Source organism: Caulobacter endophyticus (assembly GCF_029543245.1).
GTDB classification, from domain to species: domain Bacteria; phylum Pseudomonadota; class Alphaproteobacteria; order Caulobacterales; family Caulobacteraceae; genus Caulobacter; species Caulobacter endophyticus_A.
Genome location: NZ_JARQWV010000032.1, coordinates 17,417 through 36,997 on the forward strand (window position 1 = coordinate 17,417; position 19,581 = coordinate 36,997).

Genomic DNA, 19,581 nt, shown 5'->3' on the forward strand with positions numbered 1-19,581 from the left:
AAGCGTCCATCGGGTTACAGCGGTAACCGTCCCGGCCGCCCCCGACATCGGACCGATGCGCGGGCCTGGAATGGTGAAGGCTTACCGTCGCTTTTCGGAAACTCCATCATGGCTCGATCCGTCTCCAACACGCTCGTAACGCCGGCCTTGTGTTTTCTCGCCGCCCTGGTCGAGGGTTACGATCTCCAATCGGCCGGGCTGGCCGCGCCGCAGCTGGCCAAAGCCTATTCGTTGTCGCCGCAGACCCTGGGCATGGTGTTCTCCGCCAGCACGCTGGGACTGCTGCTGGGCGCGATCCTGTGCGGGCGTCTGTCCGATTTTATCGGCCGCAAGGGACTTCTGGTCACAGCGCTCATGGTCTTCGGCGGCTTCTCGATCGCCACCGCCCTGGCCCCCGACGTACACAGTCTCCTGGCCATGCGCTTCCTGACCGGCCTGGGCCTGGGCGGGGCCTTTCCCGTCCTCATCGCGCTCGTCGCGGCGAGCGGCGATCCCAGGACCCAGGCGCGCCGCGTGACGATGGTGACGGCCGGCATGCCGCTTGGCGGCGCGCTGGCGGGGGCGCTCGTCGCAGCCCAGCCGGGCCTGGACTGGACGGCGATCTTCCACGTCGGCGGGATTACGCCCATCATGCTCGCCGTCGTCGTGGCTTGGGTCATGCGCGAGCCGACGATGCCCCAGAGCCTCGATCTGGCCTCGCCCGCGCCGTTGCGCTCGGCGTCGACGTCGACGGTGCTGTTTGGCGGGGGGCGCGCGGTGCCGACGCTGGCGCTGTGGGTCAGCTCGTTCGGCACCCTGGTGGTCCTCTATCTTCTCCTTAACTGGCTCCCGACCCTGATGATCTCGCGAGGGCTGGCTCGCCCCGAAGCCCTGCTCGCGGCGGCGGCCTTCAGCGCGGCTGGCGCCGTTGGCACGCTCGTTCTGGGCGCGCTTCTCAACCATCTGCGTCGCGGCCTCCTTCTGGTCTGCGTCTATGGCGGGCTTGGACTTGGCCTGGCCGTCCTGGCCGGCGGGTTCGTACCGCCGATCGCGGCGGCGGCGTTGGCCGGCTTCTTCGTGATCGGCGCCCAGTTCGTCCTCTATGGTCTGTCAGCCGAACCCTATCCGCCGTCGATGAAGGGGACGGGGGCCGGCGCTTCGGTCGCCGCCGGCCGGCTTGGCGCCCTGGCTGGCCCTTTGATGGCCGGCCTCCTGCTGACGGCCGGCGGCACGGCCGGCCAGGTGCTCGCGCTGCTGATGCCGATCGCCTTGATCGCATTCTTGGCGACCCTGCCTCTGGGGCGGCGCGAGAGCGTCCGCGGCGTCATCAGGAGCGGCGCCGGGATCGTCTAGTCGCCGTCGGCCGATCGCTCACCGGGATCCGCGGCGATCGGCCCGCTCGCGCGTGGAGCGCGGTCCCGGCCGTGGCCGCGGAATACCGCCGCCTTGGGCCAGCTTGGCGCCTACCGCGGCTGCCAGCTCCTGAGACCCAGCGCATGGGCCATGAGCGTGAAGAGCGTTTCGGAGCCGGGCGCCCGCGTGTAGCGCTCCGCGACGCGGCCGCTCACGACCAGGGCGCCAGCCCAAAGCGCCAGCACGATCAGGCCGGCGACGAGCGAGGGCCATGGACACCGTGGGGGCTCTGGTGGGAGGTGGGCGGGCGGGGAGCTCCGGCGAGGCCGAACGGTGGGGCGAGCCGCCCCGGCGGCGTCTTGTTTCTGTTCCATGTCGTCGGCTCGGTCTGGGACGCCGATCTTCGGCGCCGTCGACGCCAGGTTCTCACCGCCGACGGCTTCATACGGGTGTCTGGAAAGCCAGGTCGGGTTACCGCTGTAGCGGTCCGGCGGCCGAGCTTGCCTGACGCCGGCCTGGGCGACTGGGGGGAGAGGCGGAGGCGGAGCCGCGCGGCGGGGAGGCGGACCAGCCATTCGGCGCCGCTGAACGACCGATCCCAGCAGAAGTCGTCAATCGGCGTTCACCCTGAGCCGACTAAAGCCACCGCTCCGGCAAGTCATTGAAATCGGTAGCGATGCCTTGCGCCGCTCGGCGTGAGCCAGGAAGGCGAGTCAATCCGTTGGGGCAGTCCCGCGCATACAGACGCCGGGCCCGCGTGGGTACGGGCCTGGTCGCCTCGGCGGCGCGCCGCGATGACGCCCGCCGGTGGGGACGTGCCGCGACCGGCCCCAGCCGGCCGCGGTCGCCTCATCTAGAAGCGGTGACGGACGCCGATCGTCACGGCGGAGCTCTCGTAGGTCGCGTCCAGGACCGAATCCAGCGCGCCGGTCGTCTGGTTGAAGCGCTCGACCTTGTGGTCGTCGCCCCACAGATAGCGCAGCTCGGCCGTCAATTCCCAGGACGGCGAGAGTTCATACTGTCCGCCAATCATCGCCTGATACGCCAGGCGCCCGGACGCGCTGGTCGGGATGTTGATGATCGGCCCGATGGGGGCGCCCGCGGGCGCGCCGGGCACGCCGCCGACGTCGTACTGGATATCGTAGTCGAAGCTGGCCGCGCCCACGCCCGCGCCGATCATGCCGCGCAGCTTGCCCCAGCGGGGAGTGTCATAGGCGACGTTGACCATCTGGGTGGTGACCTGGCTTTCGCCGTCGATCAGGCGGCGTTGGACGCCGTTCAGCGTGAGCTTCTCGACGTCGTTCTTGCGCGAGGCCAGTTCGGCTTCGAACCGAAGGCGGCCCCAGTCGCCTTCGCTGGCGACGAAGCCGACGACCAGGCCCGCCAGGGCGCCGTCGTCCTGGGGCGCGTCGATCCGGCGCGGAGCGCCCGCCAGATTGGCGCCCGAGAAGGATTGCTCCTCGCCCAGGTTCACGCCCGCGAAGCCGCCCACATAGAAGCGGCCGTCGTCGGCCAGGGCCGTGCTGGCGCAGGATCCAGCGCCCAGCGCCAGGGCGAGGGCGAACAGTTTGGTTTTCACGGTGGCTCTCCATCGAATAGCGGGCCGCACGGCCCGGCTGGCGCGAAAGTCGGCAGCGCGGCGTGTCTAGGCGGCTGCGAACTTCAACTCGATGTCGGGGAGGGAGCTTCGCAATACAGATGAAATGAATGGATTTCAGATGAATCCGCTTTTGATTTGAGTAAACGGGATCAAAATGAATGAATATGGTCACAGCATTTCCGACCGCCGGGACCCTGATGGCGTCTGCTAAAATCCTGATCGTCGATGATGATCGCGCCATGCAGAGTATGCTGCGCGAGTATTTCTCGAATAATGGCCTCAAGCCCTCGGTGGCGGCCAACCGCCTGGAGATGGCGGAAAAGCTGCGGGCCGAGCCGCATGTCATCATTCTCGACCTTCAGCTGGGCGAGGACGATGGCCTTGATCTGCTGCGCCTGATCAGGGCCCAGTCGGACGTGCCCGTGATCATCACCACGGGCCATCGGCGCGAGGAAATCGATCGCATCGTCGGGCTGGAGCTGGGAGCGGACGACTACGTCAACAAGCCTTTCAGCCCTCGCGAGCTGCTGGCGCGCGTGCGGGCGATCCTGCGCCGGGGCGGCGGCGCGGTCGATCTCAAGCGCATGCGTGGGCGCAACCGCATTCGGTTCGGCGCCTGGGAGCTTGACCGCAGCGCCCACACCATCCGCCGAGGAGAAGGCGAGCCCATCCTGCTGACCAAGGGCGAGTACGGTCTGCTTCAGGCGTTTCTCGACGCCCCCAACCGACCCTTGTCGCGCGAGCACCTGCTGCGGGCCACGCGCATCCATGACGACGTCTTCGATCGGTCCATCGACGTCCAGATCCTGCGCCTTCGCCGCAAGCTTGAAACCGATCCTAGCGAACCGCGCCTGATCGAGACGATCCGCGGCGTGGGCTACGTCTTCAAGGCGGTCGTCGAGATCCCGTGAAAAGGCTGATCGTCCTGAGCGCGGCGGCCATCGCCGTCGTGGCGGTGATCGCCCAGCGGCCATCGCGCGTAGGGGAAGGCGCCCCCGTCACGGAGCCGTCCGTCGGACGGCCAGGCGGCCCCTTTGCGGCGATGCCGCTCGACCGCCCGCCGTCCTCCAGCCAGGACGCGCGTGAGGTCGCGCTTGGCGAGGCGCTGTTCGCCGACACGCGACTCTCGGGCGACGGCGCACGCGCCTGCATTACCTGCCACGACGTCGCCACCAACGGCGCCAGCGAGCGCGCCAGGGACCTGACCCCGCAGGGACGGACCCTCCCGGTCAATACGCCCACGGTCTTCAACGCGGCGAAGAACTTCCGCTTCAACTGGTCGGGCAACGCCCAGACCCTCGAAGACCAGGCGCGCGCCTCCATCCAGAACCCCTCGATCATGAACAGCGACCTGACCAGGGCGGCGGACGTCCTGGCCAAGGACGCCGCAATGGCCGCCCGCTTCCGCGAGACCTACGGTCGCGATCCGAGGCCGGAAGACATTCTGCGGGCTTTGGCTCGCTACGAGGCCACGCTCACCACCCCCGGCTCCCGGTTCGACAGGTACTTGATGGGCGAGACGAAGGCGCTCTCAGCCAGCGAGCAGCGCGGCTACCGGCTCTTCCAGTCGGCCGGGTGCGCCTCATGCCACCAGGGGGTCAATGTCGGGGGCAACCTCTTCCAGCGCAGCGGCGTCTTCCATCCGCTGGCGGATGCGGACTCGCCGGTGCTGCGCGTGCCCTCGCTGCGGAACGTGTCGGCCACGGCGCCCTATTTCCACGACGGCAGCGCCAAGACGCTCGAGGACGCGGTGCGGGCGATGGGCCGCGCCCAGCTCAATCGCGTCCTGACCCCCGCTCAAGCGAGCGACATCTCCGCCTTTCTACGAAGCTTGGACGGCGAATACCGCGATCGTCCGGTAACACCGGCGAAGCCTCGATGAGGCGGCCTGGCCTGTTTCTCCTGGCTGCGCTGGTGATCCTGCTGTTGACCAGCCTTCTGCTCAATAGCCTGCAGCCACGCACGGCAAGGCTCGAAACCATGGAGCGCGGCCTCGAGAGCTTCGAAAGCGCTCAGCACCTCCTACGGCGCGATGTGATCAGCGTAAGGGCGGGTCTGCTGCAATCGTTCGATCCGCTGGTGCGCGACGTCGCTGCCCTCGACGCCGCCCTGGCGCGTCTGGCCGGTTCGGCCGGCAGCCAGAGCAACGACCCCCTGGTCGCACGCTTGCGGGCCTCGGCCGCGCGTCAGGCCGCCTTGACCGAAACCTTGAAGAGCAACAGCGCGCTCCTCCAGAACAGCCTGGCCTATTTTTCCACGCTTAGCGCCAAGGCCGATCGTCCGGCTGGGCCCAATGTCGAGGAGGCCAGACTTTCGGGCGCCATGCTGCGGCTGACCCTCAACACCTCGCCCGATACCCAGGCGCTGGTCGACCGGCGAATCCGGGATCTGGCCGCCCGCCCGGCGGTCTCCGCGGCCGAACGGGAGGCCCGCGCGGTGCTGCTGAGCCATGCGCGTCTTCTGCGGCGGCTCCTTCCCCAGACGGACCAGGATCTCGCCAGGCTGCTGGCCGAGGACGACACCGCCGCCCGCGCCGAGCTTCGGGCCCGGATCGCCCAGGAGCGCGGCGAAGCCGAGCGGACCGCGCAGCGCTATCGCTTCGCCCTCTATGCTGCGGCCCTGATCCTCACCCTGGTGATCGCCGATCTCGCCTTCAAGCTGGCCACCCATCTGGCGGGGCTAAGGCGGCGATCGGCCTTCGAGCACGACGTCGTGGCCATGTCGGCGGAGATCATCGCCGCGCGACCTCACGAGGCCAAGGGACGGATCGATGCGGGCCTGGCCAAGCTCGCGGCTCATGTCGAGGGCGATGCGGCGTTCCTTTTCGGGGAAGGGGTCTATGGCTGCGCTCGCATCTGGCCGATCCTGCCGCAGAGCCAGAGGGGCGACTGGGCGACACCGGCCAAGGCCTTGGCCGAAGCCGCGCAAGCCAGTCACGACGGGGTCTTCGACGGTTACGCCGACTGGCCCTGGCGCGAGCATGCAGAGCATCCTATACGGCGCGCCCATGTCGTGGCGATGGTGGTGAGCAACGAGCGCGGCGAGCGCTGCGTTCTGGGCTTCGCCCGCTTTCGTGGCGAGGTCCAGGTTCAGCCCGCCGATCGGGGCGTGATGCGCCTTGCCCTGGACGTCCTTTCGGGCGCCATTCGCCGCGCCCGGGTCGAGCAGCAGCGCGTGGCTCTGGAGACGCGCCTGCAGCACGCCGGGCGGATGGAGGCGATCGGTGGGTTCGCCAGCGGCATCGCCCACAACTTCAACAACATTCTCAGCGCCATCGGCGGCTATGCGGAGATGGCGGCGGCGACGAGCGCGAGCCCGCGATCCCGGACGCGATACGCCCGCGAGATCACGGGCGCCGTCGCGCGCGGGCGCCGCCTCGTCGATCAGATCCTGGCCTATGGCGGCCGTTCCTCGTCGCCGCCGCAGCGCGTCGATCTGAGCGGGCTGCTCGCCGAGAGCGTGGCGTTGCTTCGAGCGGCCCATGGCCGGACGGCGCGCTTCATCACCGAGAGCGATGACGAGGACCATTCCGTCTGCGGCGATCCCGAGCGGCTGCAGCAGATCATCATGAACCTGGCCACCAACGCCGTTCAGGCCATGGGTCCCGGCGGCGCGGTCAGGCTGGCGCTCTGTCGGCGCGTCAACCGCGCGCCCGTCGAGCTCTCCAGCGGCGTGCTGATGGCCGGCGACTACGTGGTGCTGCGGGTGGCCGACCAGGGCGCGGGCATGTCCCAGGCGACGATGGCGCGCATCTTCGAGCCGTTCTTCACGACCCGCGCCCAGGGTAACGGCCTGGGTCTTGCGACCACGGCCGAGACGGCCAGGGAACTTGGCGGGGCCGTTAGCGTGTGGTCGGAGCCAGGGCAGGGCGCGGTCTTCGAGGTGTGGTTTCCGTCCCAGAGCCAGGCTCCGTCGCCGGAAGTCCTGCCCTGCGGTCGTGGCGAGACGGTCCTTTTGGTCTGTCCCGATGCGGCGGCGCTGGGCCGGGACGAGGAACGCCTGGCCGCCCTGGGCTACGAGCCCGTCGGCTTCGTTGAACCCGCGCGCGCACTCGCGAACTTGCGCGACTGGCCCGAACGCTTCGACGCGATCGCTGTCCGAACCGAGGACGAGAATGTCATCCTGGACCTTCGGCGGGCCAGCGCCGACCTTGGATTGGTCGTGATCGCCGAGGTGGGCGCTTCCTCCGTCAAATCCCTTCGCGCGCTGGCCGCGTCCCTCAGCGACTGCAGTCTGGCTGCGTGTCCGCTGAGCTCGGCGGATCTGGCCAGGCTCATGGTCGAGGCGATCAATCGGCCGCGCCGCTTGGCGCACGCCCGCGCCGATCGATCCTGAACCGACCTCGAGGTTACAGCTGTAGGCGAGCTTTCGCCCGGGCCGACCGGCTATCGGCTAGGGCTGGAAGGGACCGATGAGGTCCCGGACCCGTCGCGCGCGCGCCGCGATCGATCTGCAACGGTGGGCGCGCCGGAGACGTGATGATGAGCGGAGAACCAGTCTTGACCTGTCGGGTCGTGCGCCCTGGCGCGCCCGTGGTCGGCAAGCAGGGCCTGACCTACGAGGTCGGCGTTTCGGCCGAAACGGTCGGGGCCAAGGCGATCCACATGCAGACCCTGACCCTCCCGCCCGGGGCCCGGGGCAAGCCCCACAAGCACGAGCGGCACGAGACGGCGATCTACGCCATCGAAGGGGTGTCGGGGTGCTGGTACGGCCAGGATCTCGAAGAGCACGCCTGGATCCGAGCCGGAGACTACTTCTACATCCCCGCCAACATGCCGCATCTGCCCTACAACGACGCCGATATCCCCTTCGTGGCCGTCATCGCCCGCACCGACCCCAATGAACAGGAAGGCGTGGTGCTCCTGGAGGATCTTGAAGGGTCGCGCGCCGGAGCGGCGGACCTGGCCGCGATCCAGCGGCCGTAGGGGCAGCGAAAAGAGCGGCGGGCGCTCGGGCCCGCCGCAATTTCGATCTCTCCTGGGAGGGTAGGGCCCAGCTTGGCGCGGCGTCGGGGGGACAAGGCGCCATGAGTCGAGAGGATGTCGTGTGCTCGCGGTCACGGCATCCCCAGTTGTCGCCTGACACAAAGGGGGGTGTCGTCAGGCCTGATCGAGCGCTTCGGGTGGCGAGGCTCTCGGGGAGGCTCGCGGCGGAGGTCCGGCGCTTCTTGCGACCAGCTATCGGCCAGCACCGCTCGCGCCGCAACGCGTAAAGGGTTTCAGCTGTAACCGGCTTGCGTCATCATGCGGACAAGCGCGTTTCACCGCGCAGGCGCTGCCATCCTCAGAGTTTTTCGGGCGCTGGAGAGACGTCATGATCGGTCGCCCATCATGGGTATTGAATTCCGGCGCACCGCATGCGCCGCATGGGGAGCAGCGCTGCACGAATTCTTCAAGATACTCGCCGTGAATCCTCGAGTGAGCTTCCCACTACGATCGTAACCCTGTCCTGGTCTGACGACACGGTCCTGCAACCGGCGAGGACCACCACAGCCGACGGCTCGGATCGAGCTGATCGCGGTGCGCGTGGAGGCCTTGATGAAGTTTGTCAAAAGACGTGCGACGGCGCTGCGCCGCGCCGTCAACCTTGAACCCATCCTAGGTCGATCCGTCGCCGCACGCGGCCCGTTCCGCCGGGTATGGGCTTCGCCCGCTGCCCGCCCCGGGCGGGAGCCCCATAGATGACCGCGCCGTCCAGGCGGGTGTCGTCAGGGTGGGGGACGACGGTCACGGCGCTTGCGCAGGTTCCGCCACGCGGGACGCGTTTGGCCGGCGCCGTGGAAGCGCGCTCCTGGTCGCAGCCGGCCGACCAAGCCGGTCCGTCGACGCCCCGGATCGATCGTCGAAACCATCTGCTTGAGGCCGCCGCGCCGCTTCTCTGCCTCGTTGCCGGCGTCCAGGCCAAGCGGCCGCGCGGCGGGCTTCCGGAGCTACACCGGAGGGCCATGGCGCTGGCCGCCGCCTTCGATGATCGTCTCGCCAGCCTGAACCGGGACGCAGAAACCCTTCAGAGCGCTCGTTTCGCAGTATTTGCGACGGTCGACGATGCCGCCCAGGCTTTGCCGCGCACCGGCGCCGACGGCGCCGAGTGGGCGCGCCGCACCCTGGTCCGCACCGCATTCGGCAGGTGCATCGACCCGCAGCGATTCCACGATCTGCTCGACGAAATGCTGCGAACGCCATCGGCTCGGGCCGAACTGATCGATCTCTACCATGCCTGCCTGGTGACCGGGTTTATCGGCGGCGAGAGCGCCAGGGCGGAAAGGGGGCGGCGCATGGCCCAAGGCGTCAGTCGCGCCTTCGGCGTCGTGGCCCCGACGAGCCCGTGGTCCGGAAAGGTGTCATCATCGGGACGCGGCGTGGCGACGTTCCTGGCTGGCTTGCGCGGCGCGCCGACCGACCCCCGGATCACGTTCGCCTCGACCATGACGGCCGCGCCGGGCCCCAACCGGGCCAAGAGCCATCCGTTTCGTGCTCTTCGGCAGCCGGAGGCCTGCCTCCAAGCGTCCGGCCGGCTGGCGCATTCCCGCGTTCCACCAGCCCGCGGCCGGCTGGAGGGGCGGGCCTGGTACGTGGTCATCGGGCCCGATGGCGGCATTGCCCCGCAGCGATGGCTCCCAAGGCCGCCTGAGCGCCAGCCCTTCGGTCGCGACCGTCTGGATCAACCCCGATGGTTTGACGACGAGGCCGTCCTTGTCGCGCCTGCCGGCGGATTTTCTGAACAGAGGTCAGCGGTTCGGGCGGAGATCCTGAGCGCGCTGCGCCAGGCGGCGTCCGCGCGCCCACCAAGCGGCGTCATCGTCTCCATCGGCGTCGACATGCTGCTGACGCTCGATAAGGCGCGGATCATCGATCAGGCTTGGCGAATTCGCGAGCGCCTATCGACCCTCTCGCGCGCCTTGGCCTCGCCCTTGAGCGTCGAGCTCGTGATCTGCAAGGCCGATCTGATGGCGGGCTTCGACAGCTTCTTCGAGGGACTCGGCGGACCGCGACGCCGCGCGGTCCTCGGCGTCAATGTTCCCGAGGTTCGCCATGGCGGCGCTGGCCTTATCGGTGCGTACGACCAGCTGACCGACGCCATCGTGACGCGAATGTCCCATCGGCTGGCGCATGAGCGCGAACCGCGCAAGGTCAGCTTGATCCTAGGATTTCCGAGCCAGCTGAACGGGCTTCGCGCACAGATCCACCAGATGATCGCGGCGGTCTCGGGTGGCGAAGGGGGCGCGGCGGTCGACAAGGCGACGCGGCTAAGCGGGGTGTTTCTGAAAGCCGGCGCTGTCGAGACTTGGGGGCTCGATGAGGGTCTGGAGCGGCGCGCCTAAGCGTCCGCTGGCGCGGGGGCTCTCCACAGCGCGCGCAGCCTCGGGGTTGGCGTTCCAGGCTCTGGTTCGGCGCCTGTGCAGGCGGGGACGCTGGGTCGCGGAGTGCGGGTCGGATCCGCGTGGCCCTTCCGACGAGAGCGGCATGGCGCACCGGGGTGCGCCATGGGCGCCCGTCACTGGGCGCAGTCCGACCGCGTCTTGGCCCGAGCGTCGCCTTGGGCTTCCGAAGCCGTGGCCGTGCGGCAGGCCTGATCGCCGTTCTGCGAGCGTTCGTCAGTCGAGCGCGTCAGGGTCGGATCACGCAGCGCCCGGATCACGCCGCCGCAGGAATAGGCGTTGACGGCTTGCGGGCCCTTGTGAACGGCGCGCGGCACGCTGACGAGCTTGCAGGCCCGGCCCTGTGCGTCGCGCACGACGGTCGTTTCGGCGGTCGCCGTCAGAGGGGCGGCCAGGATCAGCGTGAGAAGCGCGCCGGCGAGCGCGCGGCCGGGAAAGATGGACATGAAGAACTCCAGATCGTTGGCGCCGTGGCGCGCCTTGCGCCGCAGCTGGTCATTGACGGGCCGCTGCATAGACGAGGCGCGTGCGGTCTGGGGCGCTCTTTCGTTACAGATGAAACCGCTGTTCGGAAAGATGGCTACGGCTGTGGTCCGCTGGTCCGTCAATCGAGCGGTGCTGCCGAGGTGTAGACTGTAGAGAAAGTAAGTCGCTGGTCGCGCTGGAAAGTTCTCTCGCAGGACGGTTTATATTTCAGTTGTAGCCATTTCTAAGCCTCAGGTTTCATCCCAGAACTTAATCGAGGCGATCAAAGCTGCTTAATCGCGCCTCCGGGAACGCAGCCTGGTCGGGGCCGTCGCCAAAGGGGCGAGCGGCTTGGAGACGACGCTTGGCAGGGGAGGGGGACCATGCGGCAGTTTCTCCGCCGATGCCTGCTGAGCTTCGCCCCACCTCATACCCAGGTGGGCGACCTGATCGTGGTGACCGGCTGGTTCAACGGACCTTACGTCATCGAGGGGGCCGCGGTGGCGCCTTCATCATGCGAAAAGGCAGAGCCCATGGCTTTTGATACGCCGGCGCCCTCGGATCTGATGCTGGCGCCGGTGCGCTCGGCCGCAGAGCTCAGGCGCTTCATCGATCTGCCCAATCGGCTGAACGCCGAGGACCCCAACTGGGTCGTGCCGCTGATGTACGAACGCATGGCGGCGCTTACGCCAAAGACCAATCCGTTTTTCGACCACGCCGAAGTCCAGCTGTGGCTGGCCGTTCGCGACGGACGCGACGTGGGAAGGATCAGCGCCCAGATCGATCGGCTGGCCACCGAGTCAGGCGCGGGAAAGACTGGAAACTTCGGCATGATCGCCGGCGAGGATGATCCCGAGGTCTTTGGCCTGCTGTTGCGCACCGCCGAGGCTTGGCTGAGGGAGCGCGGCTGCACCCAGGCGCTTGGACCTTTCAACCTGTCGATCAACGAGGAGGTCGGCCTGCTGGTCGACGGCTTCGATAGCAAGCCGATGGTGATGATGGGCCATGATCCGCGCTATGCCGGCGCTCGTGTCGAGGAGCAGGGTTACGTCAAGGCCAAGGACGTCTACGCCTATGTCTGCGATCCTCGCGCCGCCCTGCCGCCCGTGGTGGTGCGCCGGATCAAGCGTGGTCTGCCGGCGGGCGTCACGATGCGCCAACTGGACATGAAGCGCTACGACGAGGAGGTCAAAGCCCTGACCTCGATCCTCAACGACGCCTGGTCGGAGAACTGGGGCTTCGTGCCGACCACCGAGGCCGAGACGGCCCAGCTGGGCAAGGCGCTCAAGGACGTGATCGATCCGCGCCTGGTGCTGTTCGCCGAGATCGACGGCGAGGTGGCCGCCTTCATCGTGCTGCTGCCCAACGTCAACGAGGCCATCGAGGGCCTGAAAGGCAAGCTGCTGCCCTTCGGCTGGGCCAGGCTCCTGTGGCGGCTGAAGGTCAAGCGTGTGAAGTCGATCCGCATTCCGCTGATGGGCCTAAAGAAGAAGTTCGCCGACAGCCTCCGCGGTCAGGTCCTACCGTTCCACCTGATGAACGCCGGCCGCGACGCCGGAATCGCCCTGGGCTACGACAAGTTCGAGTTCTCCTGGATTCTCGAGGACAACATGCCCATGCGCCGCATTTCCGAGGCGATGGGCGCGCGGATCTACAAGACCTACCGTCTCTATGAGAAGACGCTGTGAGCAGGCGACGTCAGGCGTGTGGCGAGTTTCCGCATGGCTTTTGCCCGGGGCGCCGGCCATGCCGTTAGCGACGACGTCCGCTTTCGCCTGGGGCGCCTTCGTGGTGCTCGCCGTCGGCTGGCGGCTTGCGAGTCTTGCGCGTTCGCGCGCGAACGAAGCGAGTCTTCGGCGGGCAGGCGCCGTCGAGGTCGGGGCCCGCAATAGTCTGGCGCTCACCGTCGCCCATGTCGCGATCTATCTGGGCGCGATCGGCGAGGGGGCCGTCAGGGGCTTTCGGCTGGACGGCTTCGCCGCCGCGGGCCTCGTGCTCTATGGGTTCGGCGCGGTCATGCTTGCGCTCGTCATTCGCGATCTGGGGCGCGTCTGGACGGTCAAGGTCTTCATCGCCCCAGACCATGTCCTGGTGCGCACATGGCTGTTTCGAACCTTTCGCCATCCCAATTACATGCTGGCGATCGGGCCCGAGCTGGTTGGGCTATGCCTGGCGCTCCACGCCGTCGTCACCCTCGCATGGGCCGTGCCGGTCTATGGCGCGCTGCTATGGGTCCGGATCCGGCTGGAGGAGGCGGCCATGCGCGAGCGCTTCACCGCCTACTGAAAGCGGGTCCCGGCGCCATGCAGGCGCGAATAGGCGCTCGGGCTCATTCCCATCTCGCGCTTGAAGACACGGCTCATGTGACTCTGATCGGAAAAGCCGCTTTCGGAAGCGACGCAACTGATCCGGGCGGAGCGGCCGTCCAAAAGCGCTCTGGCGCGATCCACCCGGCAAGCCTGCAGCCAGCCATGGGGCGTCAGACCCGTGGAGGCCTTGAAGGCGCGAGCGAAGTGCGCCGCCGACAAGCCGCAGGCAGCGGCGATTTCGACAAGCGGCGTTTCGGCGGCGAGGTCTGAAGCGATCATCTCCTTGGCGCGCTTGACCTGCCAGGGCGCTAGGCCGCCCTTGTGGGTCTTCACGGCCCCACCCACGCCGTAGGTGTCGGCGACGTGGGAGCTCAGCGACAGGATCAGGTGATCGACCAGCAGCCGCTCGGCGGGCCCGGCGCGCTTGAGGACTTCGACGATGAGGGGCTCAAGCCTGGACATCATCGGGTCCAGCGTCGACCAGCCGTCGGGCGCGTGGAGACCGTCGATCGACCGATCCGCGTCGGCGGCGAGATCTTCAAGGGCGGTCTTGGGAATTCGCAGATGAAGGCTGTCGACCTTCGGGCCCAAGAGCGCGGTGGGCGCGGCGCGCAGGTCCAGGATGTTGGTGCCGCTGCGCTGAATGTCGCCGGTGTGGCCGGCAGCACCATCGAGCCAGAGAAGGTGCGAGGGGTGAGGACGGACCTGGTAGACGACGATATGGGCTTCCTCGGGCGGAGCCGCGATCGCGATCCCCTCGTCGGCGCTGCGCTGCAATCGCGTCAGGCTCACCGCGCAGCGACGGGTCTTCACGGTAAGGCCGGCGGTGACGCCGGCTTCCTCGACGAAGGCGTTGACGGGGTGGCGAGGAGCGATCACGCGCAAAATCCTGCGTTTACGGCGCTCGCATCGCGGCTGCGCCTGGCGGGGCGTTCAACGAGCCTGGATCCACGCCTCGGCCACAGGCCAGGCATGAGGAGGGCGGTCGATCCTTAGCCCCCCGGCAAGGACTACGACCACTTAGCAAAGCCCGCGTGTGCAGGATTGATCAATTCTGCTCCGACAGTAACGCCCCGAACAAAATCGACATTCCTTAGTGTCGCTGCGCGGTCATCGCCTAGGACGTGGGCAATACTTGGGTTTGCGCGTCATTGGCTTGGACGTCGCAGAAACGATCAATCGGCCTGGGTCGCGAAACCTTATTTGAGCCGGAAACGCGACCGACTGGCCGAAACTTCGTCCGGCGCCGCAATCCCCCATCGGATCTAGCTTTGGTGTTGCGCCCCCCCGCCGCAAGAGATGCTTCCTATGTCAATCCAATATCTCGCGCTCAACTTCATTGTGGCGCTCTTCGCCCTGATCAACCCGATCGGCAATCTGCCCGTCTTCGCGGCCATGACCGCGGGTGCAAGGCCAGGCGCCCGTCGTCGGATCGCCGTCTACATCGGCGTATTCATCATCGGACTTTTGGGGCTCTTCTACCTCTCCGGCCTGGCGCTTCTTCAGGTCTTCGGCATCTCGCTGTCCGCGTTTCGGATCGCGGGCGGCGCGATCCTCTTTCTGCTCGGGCTGGACATGGCGCGCAACGACCTGACCGGCGGCGACCAGAACGAGGAGCTGGCGTCGCTCGCCGATCACCCAAGCTATGCGCGGCGGTTGTTCGAGAGGATCCTCGTCCCGTTCGCGATCCCCATCCTGATCGGTCCGGGCGCCATCTCGACCGTGGTGATGTATGCCAGCGAGACCCGTTCCATGGGTCTGAACGCCATGGCCGCGGGCATGGGCGGCATCTGCGCCGCCGCCGTGGCCGTCGTCGCGGTGCTGTGGGCGACGCCGCTCATTTCCCGGCTCCTGGGCCGGGTCGGCATGACGGTGACCGTGCGCGTACTGGGGCTGATCCTGTGCGCCATGGCCGTACAGTTCATGATCATGGGCGCGGCCGATGCGACCCACGGCTTCATTCGCCATGAAGCGGCGCGCCCTTACGCTCCGCAATAGCGGCACGCGACGGTTCCGGCGTGCGTCCGCACAGTCTCCGTTGCGGGCGTAACAGGATCCACGCTCGGCGACATCGCCGTGAAGTCCGGCGAAACCAGAGTGACGGCCCGCCCGTGAAGGACGGCCCCATCCCACCAAGCGGAGCGCGGCGCAAGGTCCGCGACCAGTGCATGAAAATGATCGTCGCCTACGTCAAACCCTTCAAGATGGACGCGGTGCGCCAGGCGCTGGCCGAAGCGGGCGCCGAAGGGCTCACCATCTCCGAGGTTCGGGGCTTTGGTCGCCAGAAGGGCAAGCTGGAGATCTATCGCGGCGCCGAATATGAGGTGCCGCTGATCCCGAAGATCAAGATCGAGGCGGTGATGCCGGCGGCCGCGGTCAAGGGCGCCCTGGTCGCCATCCAGGAAGCCGCCGCGACCGGCTCGATCGGGGATGGCAAGATCTTCGTCCTGGACGTGGCCTCCGCCATCCGTATCCGCACCGGTGAGACTGGGCTGGCCGCGCTTTAATCCCGACCCGGCCTCCCTCGAGAGCAGACTCGGTCAAGCGTCTCTCATCGGCCCCCGATTGCGATCCGCTCAGCCGTCAGGAGGCGGCGATGGGCGCCCGGGCCATGCCCAGTGGCGCGCTTGAACAGGCGGCTAAAGTGGCTCTGATCGGCATAGCCGCAGGCCATGGCGATTTCGGCGAGCGACAGGTCGCCCTTCAGCAGGTCTAGAGCCAAGTCCAGCCGTCGCGCCTGTAGCCAGGCATGGGGCGCCTGGCCCGTCGAAATCTTGAACGCCCGTGAGAAGTGCGCCACCGATAGCCCGCACTGCTCGGCCACTTCCGGAAGAGACATCTCCTTGCGCAGGTTATCGGCCAGCAGCGACTTGGCGCGCGTCAGCTGCCAGGGCGCCAGCTCTCCGGTCCGGAATACATGCGGGCGCATGCCGCCGTACGCGTGGGCAATGTGGCCGGCCAAGGCCAAGCCAAGATGGTCGACGACCAGGTTGCTCGCAGGACTTCCGGCGTCCAAAGCCGACAACAGCGACGGACGCGCGGCCGCAAGGACCGGATCGATCGTCTGCCAGTCGACCGTGACCTGAAGCGTCTCGACCGGCGCTGCGCCGATTTCCTCGGCAAGGTCACTCAGGACGAGACGCGGTATCTTGATGAGCAAAGTATCGACGGGCGCGGCGATGATTTCGATCGGCCGACGGTTCAGATCGACGATGTGGACGGAGCCCTCAGGGCTGTCGGGCGCGGGCGCGTATCGCCCGTCGATCCAGAAATCGTGAGCCGGATGGTCCTTCAGCTGAAAGAGAACAAGGAAGCCGTCCGGGTCTCGAACCGAGAAGGCCTGGGGGCCAGACTGAGCCTGCGGGGAAAACCGCGTAATCGTTAGGGCCGACCGGCGCGTTCGCGCCTGCAAGGCCCGTGTTGTCGGAGCCGGAAAATCCGTCGGGTCGAGGAGGGATGAGGGCTGCGGTTTGGACATCTGACAATCAGAAACTGAGCGCGCGCCGACCGTCCTCCAGGCGCCGCGACAATGCTGCCTCGCCCCATGGCCGAAGAGCGCGGCGCGATCACGTCCTGAGGTGGCGGCGGAGATCATGACAACGCTATCGAACGCTGTCATCCCGGCCGCGCCAGGATGCTGCGAGTTGGTCGGAAATTGGGCGTTTTGATCGGTTGCAGCGCCTTGGCCGTTCCCGGCCAAGACGTCCTGCTTCACTTCGGCTCGGGGAAGACCGGTGTCATATCGATGTAGGGGGTCGTTGGCTTTTCACCCGGCGCCAATCGTGCCGGAACCGCCGGACCCGTGGGGCCCAATGAGCGGATGTAGCGATACAGCGAGCGCTTGTTGTCGTCGCTCATCGCATGGGTCGAAGGCCAGGGCATCGGCGACCCATCCGTGCGTGTCTTGAGCATGGCGACCCAGTCCTCCTCCGAGAGGTTCTGAACGGTCAGTCGCAGGTTTGCCGCGTAGGTCACACCCCATGGGCCATGGAAACCCGCCGGACTTCCCATCAGCCACTGCTCTTCGGGGGTCTTGCCGCCGTCGCGGACGAAGCCGGGCGTGTGGCAGTCATTACACCCGCCGACCTTGACGAGGTAGCGACCCACCTCGATGTCGCTGGCGCCGGTGACTTGGGCCGGCGTCTCAGTTTGGGGAGAGCATCCCGCAGCCAAGCCGGCGGCGAGCATGATTGGGATCAGTTTCATGGCCAGGGTCCGGGAGGTTTGACACGCCCTCCGTGTTGGGGCCCCGGCGCTTCAAAGCCATGTCCAGATCGGCTTGATCGATTACAGCCGACATCGAAGACACCAGGTCCTTAGCGGCAAGCCTTCAGGTCCGCCTAGCGGTCGTCGCCAATCCGCAAAGCCCGGCCCAGGCCGCGCCCGCGCTCCAGGCCGCGAGAACGTCGCTTGTCCAGTGAACGCCCAGATAGATCCTGCTCGCGCCGACCAGGCCAGCCGCGATCAGGGCCAGGCCAAGGGCGATGGCACGGTCCCTTGGCCGCGCGGCCGTGCGGAAAACGACGATCGCCAGCGACAGCGCGAGCGCGGTGGCGAACAAGGTCTGCGTCGAGGGAAATCCCGGGCCGTGCGCTTCGGCTAGGCGCCAGGCCGCTTCCGGCCGCTCGCGCGTGAACATGGACTTCAGGAATAGGCCAAGAACGACGCTGCCCGCGCCGGCAGCGGACACGAGTACGGCGTCGCGACGTCGTCCCCGGATCTTCAGCGCCAGCGCAAGAAGCGCGGCGACTGGCCCCGATACGAAGGGGGACGCGGCGGCGCTGGCCAACGACGCCATCGAAATCAATTCGTCCGGGCCGATGGGACGATCCGTGGTGCGTGACGCCCTCAGGTGCTCGAGCACCCAGAGGTCCGGCAGCGTCGCGTTCCCCGTCACCGCAAAGGCGGCGGTCGCGGCAAACGCACAGGCGCCGCCCGCTGCGGTGAGGGTCAAGGTTCTGGAGGTGCGCAAAATGATCCCGAGTTCAGTCATTCAGGGTGCGGATGCGATTGTGAGCGGCAAACGCCGGACGCACACAGGAAGCGGTCCGTCCGGCGCCATCGTCAGATGAACTGGGAGGCGTTGCGCGTGCGCACCTCCGCAAGGGCTTGGATCAAGGAGGTTCGAGCGTCGTACCGCTTGAACTCTTCGGACAAGGCTAGCGCACGTTTGCGGAAGGCCTTGTTCCCCAGGACCTGGGACAGCGCGTTGGCCATGTCTTCATCGCTAGGGGTGTCGGTGTTCAGGCTGACGCCCGCGCCCGACCAGGCCACCCTCGCCGAAACTTCCTTCTTGTCCTCCGTGGTGCCGGCGACCACGAGGGGCACGCCCACGGCGAGCGCCTGCAGCACGCCGCCGAAGCCTCCGTTGGTCACGAGCGCATCGAGCCTGGGGAGAATCCAGTCGAAGGGCAGGTAGTTGGCCACCCGGACGTTGGCGGGCATCTGGTCGGCCCCAGGCACCTCTCGCCCGCCGCCGGTCGCGACTATCAGGGTGTCGCTGTCGTTCCCCAGCGCCGCGATAGTCGGCGATAGAAGCCGGCGCATGTCTTCGTTGGCGATCGTGCCTTGGGTCACGAGCACCACTCGGCGATAGCGGTCCAGGTCCGGCGCCCAGGCGGGGATCTCCACAGGCGCGGGCGGCTGGGGCGGAAGCCCGATGAAGCGGAAATTGTCCGGCAACGGCCCGGTGGGGTATTCAAAGCCTGGCACGCCGCTTTGCAGGAAGATGTCGGCGTTCCGAAGGTTGGCGCGGAGGAAGTCGCTGTTTGCCGCGCCCAAATTCAGGTCCGCTAGCACGCCATCATAGATCGACTGCAGCGGCGCCAGCAGATCCTTGACCATCGGCGCGACGACGTCGCGATAGTGCATGCGCTCTTCGGGGCTGTCGGTGAACGGCGCGCCGGGTCCGTAGGGGCCAAAGTCCGGGCGAACGAGTGGCGGTGGACAGATCCCGCATTGGATCACGGTGGGCCGGGGCGCGTGGTTGCGGAGGATCATCGGTAGGGCGCCGTAGAAAAGCCCCTCGGTCAGCACGACCTCGGCCGGCCACTGGAGCAGCAGCTTCTGGAGCCCGGCATCCTGCTCCGCGATAGCGCCCAGAAACATCTTCTCGAAGTCGAGCGCTATCTGATCGTGCTCGGACAGATTGGCGCGGCCCTCGAAGCAGGCGTTGATGTCGGACAGGTCGAAGTCGACCGGTGCGGGCAGGGGGTGGAACCTGAGCCCAAGGCTGGTCACGCGCGAGCGCATGGTCGTGCCGGTATAGACGCAGATCTCGTGGCCTTGCTCGGCCAGAAAGCAAGCGATGCCGAGCATGGGGTTTACGTGGCCGCCCGCGGGGAGGGCGGCGATAACGATCTTCATGAGGGAGCCTCTTCTTGGCCGCGCACAATGCGGCAGAGGCGCTCGACATAAGCAGGGACCTTCGGGGGCTCTTGGCCACTTCCGGCGCCTGCCGTCGGATCATGCTGTCAACTTGAATGCCACTCGGAAGT

General features: G+C 67.4%; 17 protein-coding genes. 10 read left to right on the forward strand and 7 right to left on the reverse strand.

The annotated features are described in order from the left end of the window. The first annotated feature begins 108 nt into the window (after window positions 1–108). Window positions 109–1,332, forward strand: coding sequence for an MFS transporter (locus tag P7A99_RS22775; RefSeq protein ID WP_277796008.1), 1,224 nt, complete (start codon window positions 109–111; stop codon window positions 1,330–1,332). Between the two features lie 853 nt (window positions 1,333–2,185). Here P7A99_RS22775 and P7A99_RS22780 read toward each other — a convergent pair. Next, a complete protein-coding gene (locus tag P7A99_RS22780; RefSeq protein WP_277796009.1) occupies window positions 2,186–2,911 on the reverse strand; it encodes an outer membrane protein in 726 nt (241 codons plus the stop codon). A gap of 218 nt (window positions 2,912–3,129) precedes the next feature. Here P7A99_RS22780 and P7A99_RS22785 point away from each other — a divergent pair, with 218 nt between their 5' ends. The 5 genes from P7A99_RS22785 to P7A99_RS22805 all read left to right on the forward strand — a co-directional run bounded on the left by P7A99_RS22785 (window position 3,130) and on the right by P7A99_RS22805 (window position 10,253). After that, a complete protein-coding gene (locus P7A99_RS22785; RefSeq protein ID WP_277796010.1) occupies window positions 3,130–3,843 on the forward strand; it encodes a response regulator in 714 nt (237 codons plus the stop codon). 131 nt (window positions 3,844–3,974) lie between these two features. Beyond that, entirely contained in the window at window positions 3,975–4,814 is an 840-nt protein-coding gene (locus tag P7A99_RS22790) for a cytochrome-c peroxidase (RefSeq protein ID WP_277796011.1), read from the forward strand. After that, window positions 4,811–7,267, forward strand: coding sequence for a two-component system VirA-like sensor kinase (locus tag P7A99_RS22795; protein WP_277796012.1), 2,457 nt, complete (start codon window positions 4,811–4,813; stop codon window positions 7,265–7,267). Before P7A99_RS22790 ends, P7A99_RS22795 begins: the two co-directional genes overlap by 4 nt. 164 nt (window positions 7,268–7,431) lie before the next feature. Continuing rightward, window positions 7,432–7,857: a cupin domain-containing protein gene (locus P7A99_RS22800; RefSeq protein WP_277796013.1), complete on the forward strand. Its 426-nt coding sequence runs from the start codon at window positions 7,432–7,434 to the stop codon at window positions 7,855–7,857. A gap of 755 nt (window positions 7,858–8,612) precedes the next feature. Beyond that, a complete protein-coding gene (locus P7A99_RS22805) occupies window positions 8,613–10,253 on the forward strand; it encodes a type VI secretion protein IcmF/TssM N-terminal domain-containing protein (protein WP_277796014.1) in 1,641 nt (546 codons plus the stop codon). Between the two features lie 173 nt (window positions 10,254–10,426). Here the strand turns inward: P7A99_RS22805 and P7A99_RS22810 are convergent, their stop codons facing one another. Beyond that, a complete protein-coding gene (locus P7A99_RS22810) occupies window positions 10,427–10,756 on the reverse strand; it encodes a hypothetical protein (RefSeq protein ID WP_277796015.1) in 330 nt (109 codons plus the stop codon). Between the two features lie 552 nt (window positions 10,757–11,308). Here P7A99_RS22810 and P7A99_RS22815 point away from each other — a divergent pair. Both P7A99_RS22815 and P7A99_RS22820 read left to right on the forward strand, forming a co-directional pair. Beyond that, the gene (locus tag P7A99_RS22815; RefSeq protein ID WP_277796033.1) at window positions 11,309–12,463 is read left to right on the forward strand and encodes a dATP pyrophosphohydrolase; all 1,155 of its coding nucleotides are present in this window, start codon (window positions 11,309–11,311) and stop codon (window positions 12,461–12,463) included. Between the two features lie 100 nt (window positions 12,464–12,563). Next, window positions 12,564–13,061, forward strand: a complete 498-nt coding sequence (locus P7A99_RS22820; protein WP_277796016.1) for an isoprenylcysteine carboxylmethyltransferase family protein — start codon at window positions 12,564–12,566, stop codon at window positions 13,059–13,061. Here the strand turns inward: P7A99_RS22820 and P7A99_RS22825 are convergent. Further along, complete coding sequence (locus P7A99_RS22825; RefSeq protein WP_277796034.1) at window positions 13,055–13,963, reverse strand: helix-turn-helix domain-containing protein; 909 nt, start codon at window positions 13,961–13,963, stop codon at window positions 13,055–13,057. The two genes, P7A99_RS22820 and P7A99_RS22825, sit on opposite strands and share 7 nt — an antisense overlap. A 429-nt stretch (window positions 13,964–14,392) precedes the next feature. Here P7A99_RS22825 and P7A99_RS22830 point away from each other — a divergent pair, with 429 nt between their 5' ends. Beyond that, complete coding sequence (locus P7A99_RS22830) at window positions 14,393–15,082, forward strand: MarC family protein (RefSeq protein ID WP_277796017.1); 690 nt, start codon at window positions 14,393–14,395, stop codon at window positions 15,080–15,082. A 170-nt stretch (window positions 15,083–15,252) separates the two neighbouring features. Further along, window positions 15,253–15,591 (forward strand): P-II family nitrogen regulator, encoded by a 339-nt coding sequence (locus P7A99_RS22835; protein ID WP_277796018.1) that lies wholly within the window; start codon window positions 15,253–15,255, stop codon window positions 15,589–15,591. A gap of 44 nt (window positions 15,592–15,635) precedes the next feature. Here P7A99_RS22835 and P7A99_RS22840 read toward each other — a convergent pair whose 3' ends face one another. The 4 genes from P7A99_RS22840 to P7A99_RS22855 all read right to left on the reverse strand — a co-directional run bounded on the left by P7A99_RS22840 (window position 15,636) and on the right by P7A99_RS22855 (window position 19,450). Next, entirely contained in the window at window positions 15,636–16,799 is a 1,164-nt protein-coding gene (locus P7A99_RS22840; protein ID WP_277796019.1) for a helix-turn-helix domain-containing protein, read from the reverse strand. Then, window positions 16,796–17,290 (reverse strand): cytochrome C, encoded by a 495-nt coding sequence (locus P7A99_RS22845; protein ID WP_277796020.1) that lies wholly within the window; start codon window positions 17,288–17,290, stop codon window positions 16,796–16,798. The genes P7A99_RS22840 and P7A99_RS22845 overlap by 4 nt, the downstream gene beginning before the upstream one ends. Window positions 17,291–17,414: 124 nt before the next feature. Further along, on the reverse strand, window positions 17,415–18,077 hold the full coding sequence (locus P7A99_RS22850) for a phosphatase PAP2 family protein (protein WP_277796021.1): 663 nt from the start codon (window positions 18,075–18,077) through the stop codon (window positions 17,415–17,417). 71 nt (window positions 18,078–18,148) lie between these two features. Beyond that, a complete protein-coding gene (locus P7A99_RS22855; protein ID WP_277796022.1) occupies window positions 18,149–19,450 on the reverse strand; it encodes a glycosyltransferase in 1,302 nt (433 codons plus the stop codon). Window positions 19,451–19,581: the final 131 nt, after the last annotated feature.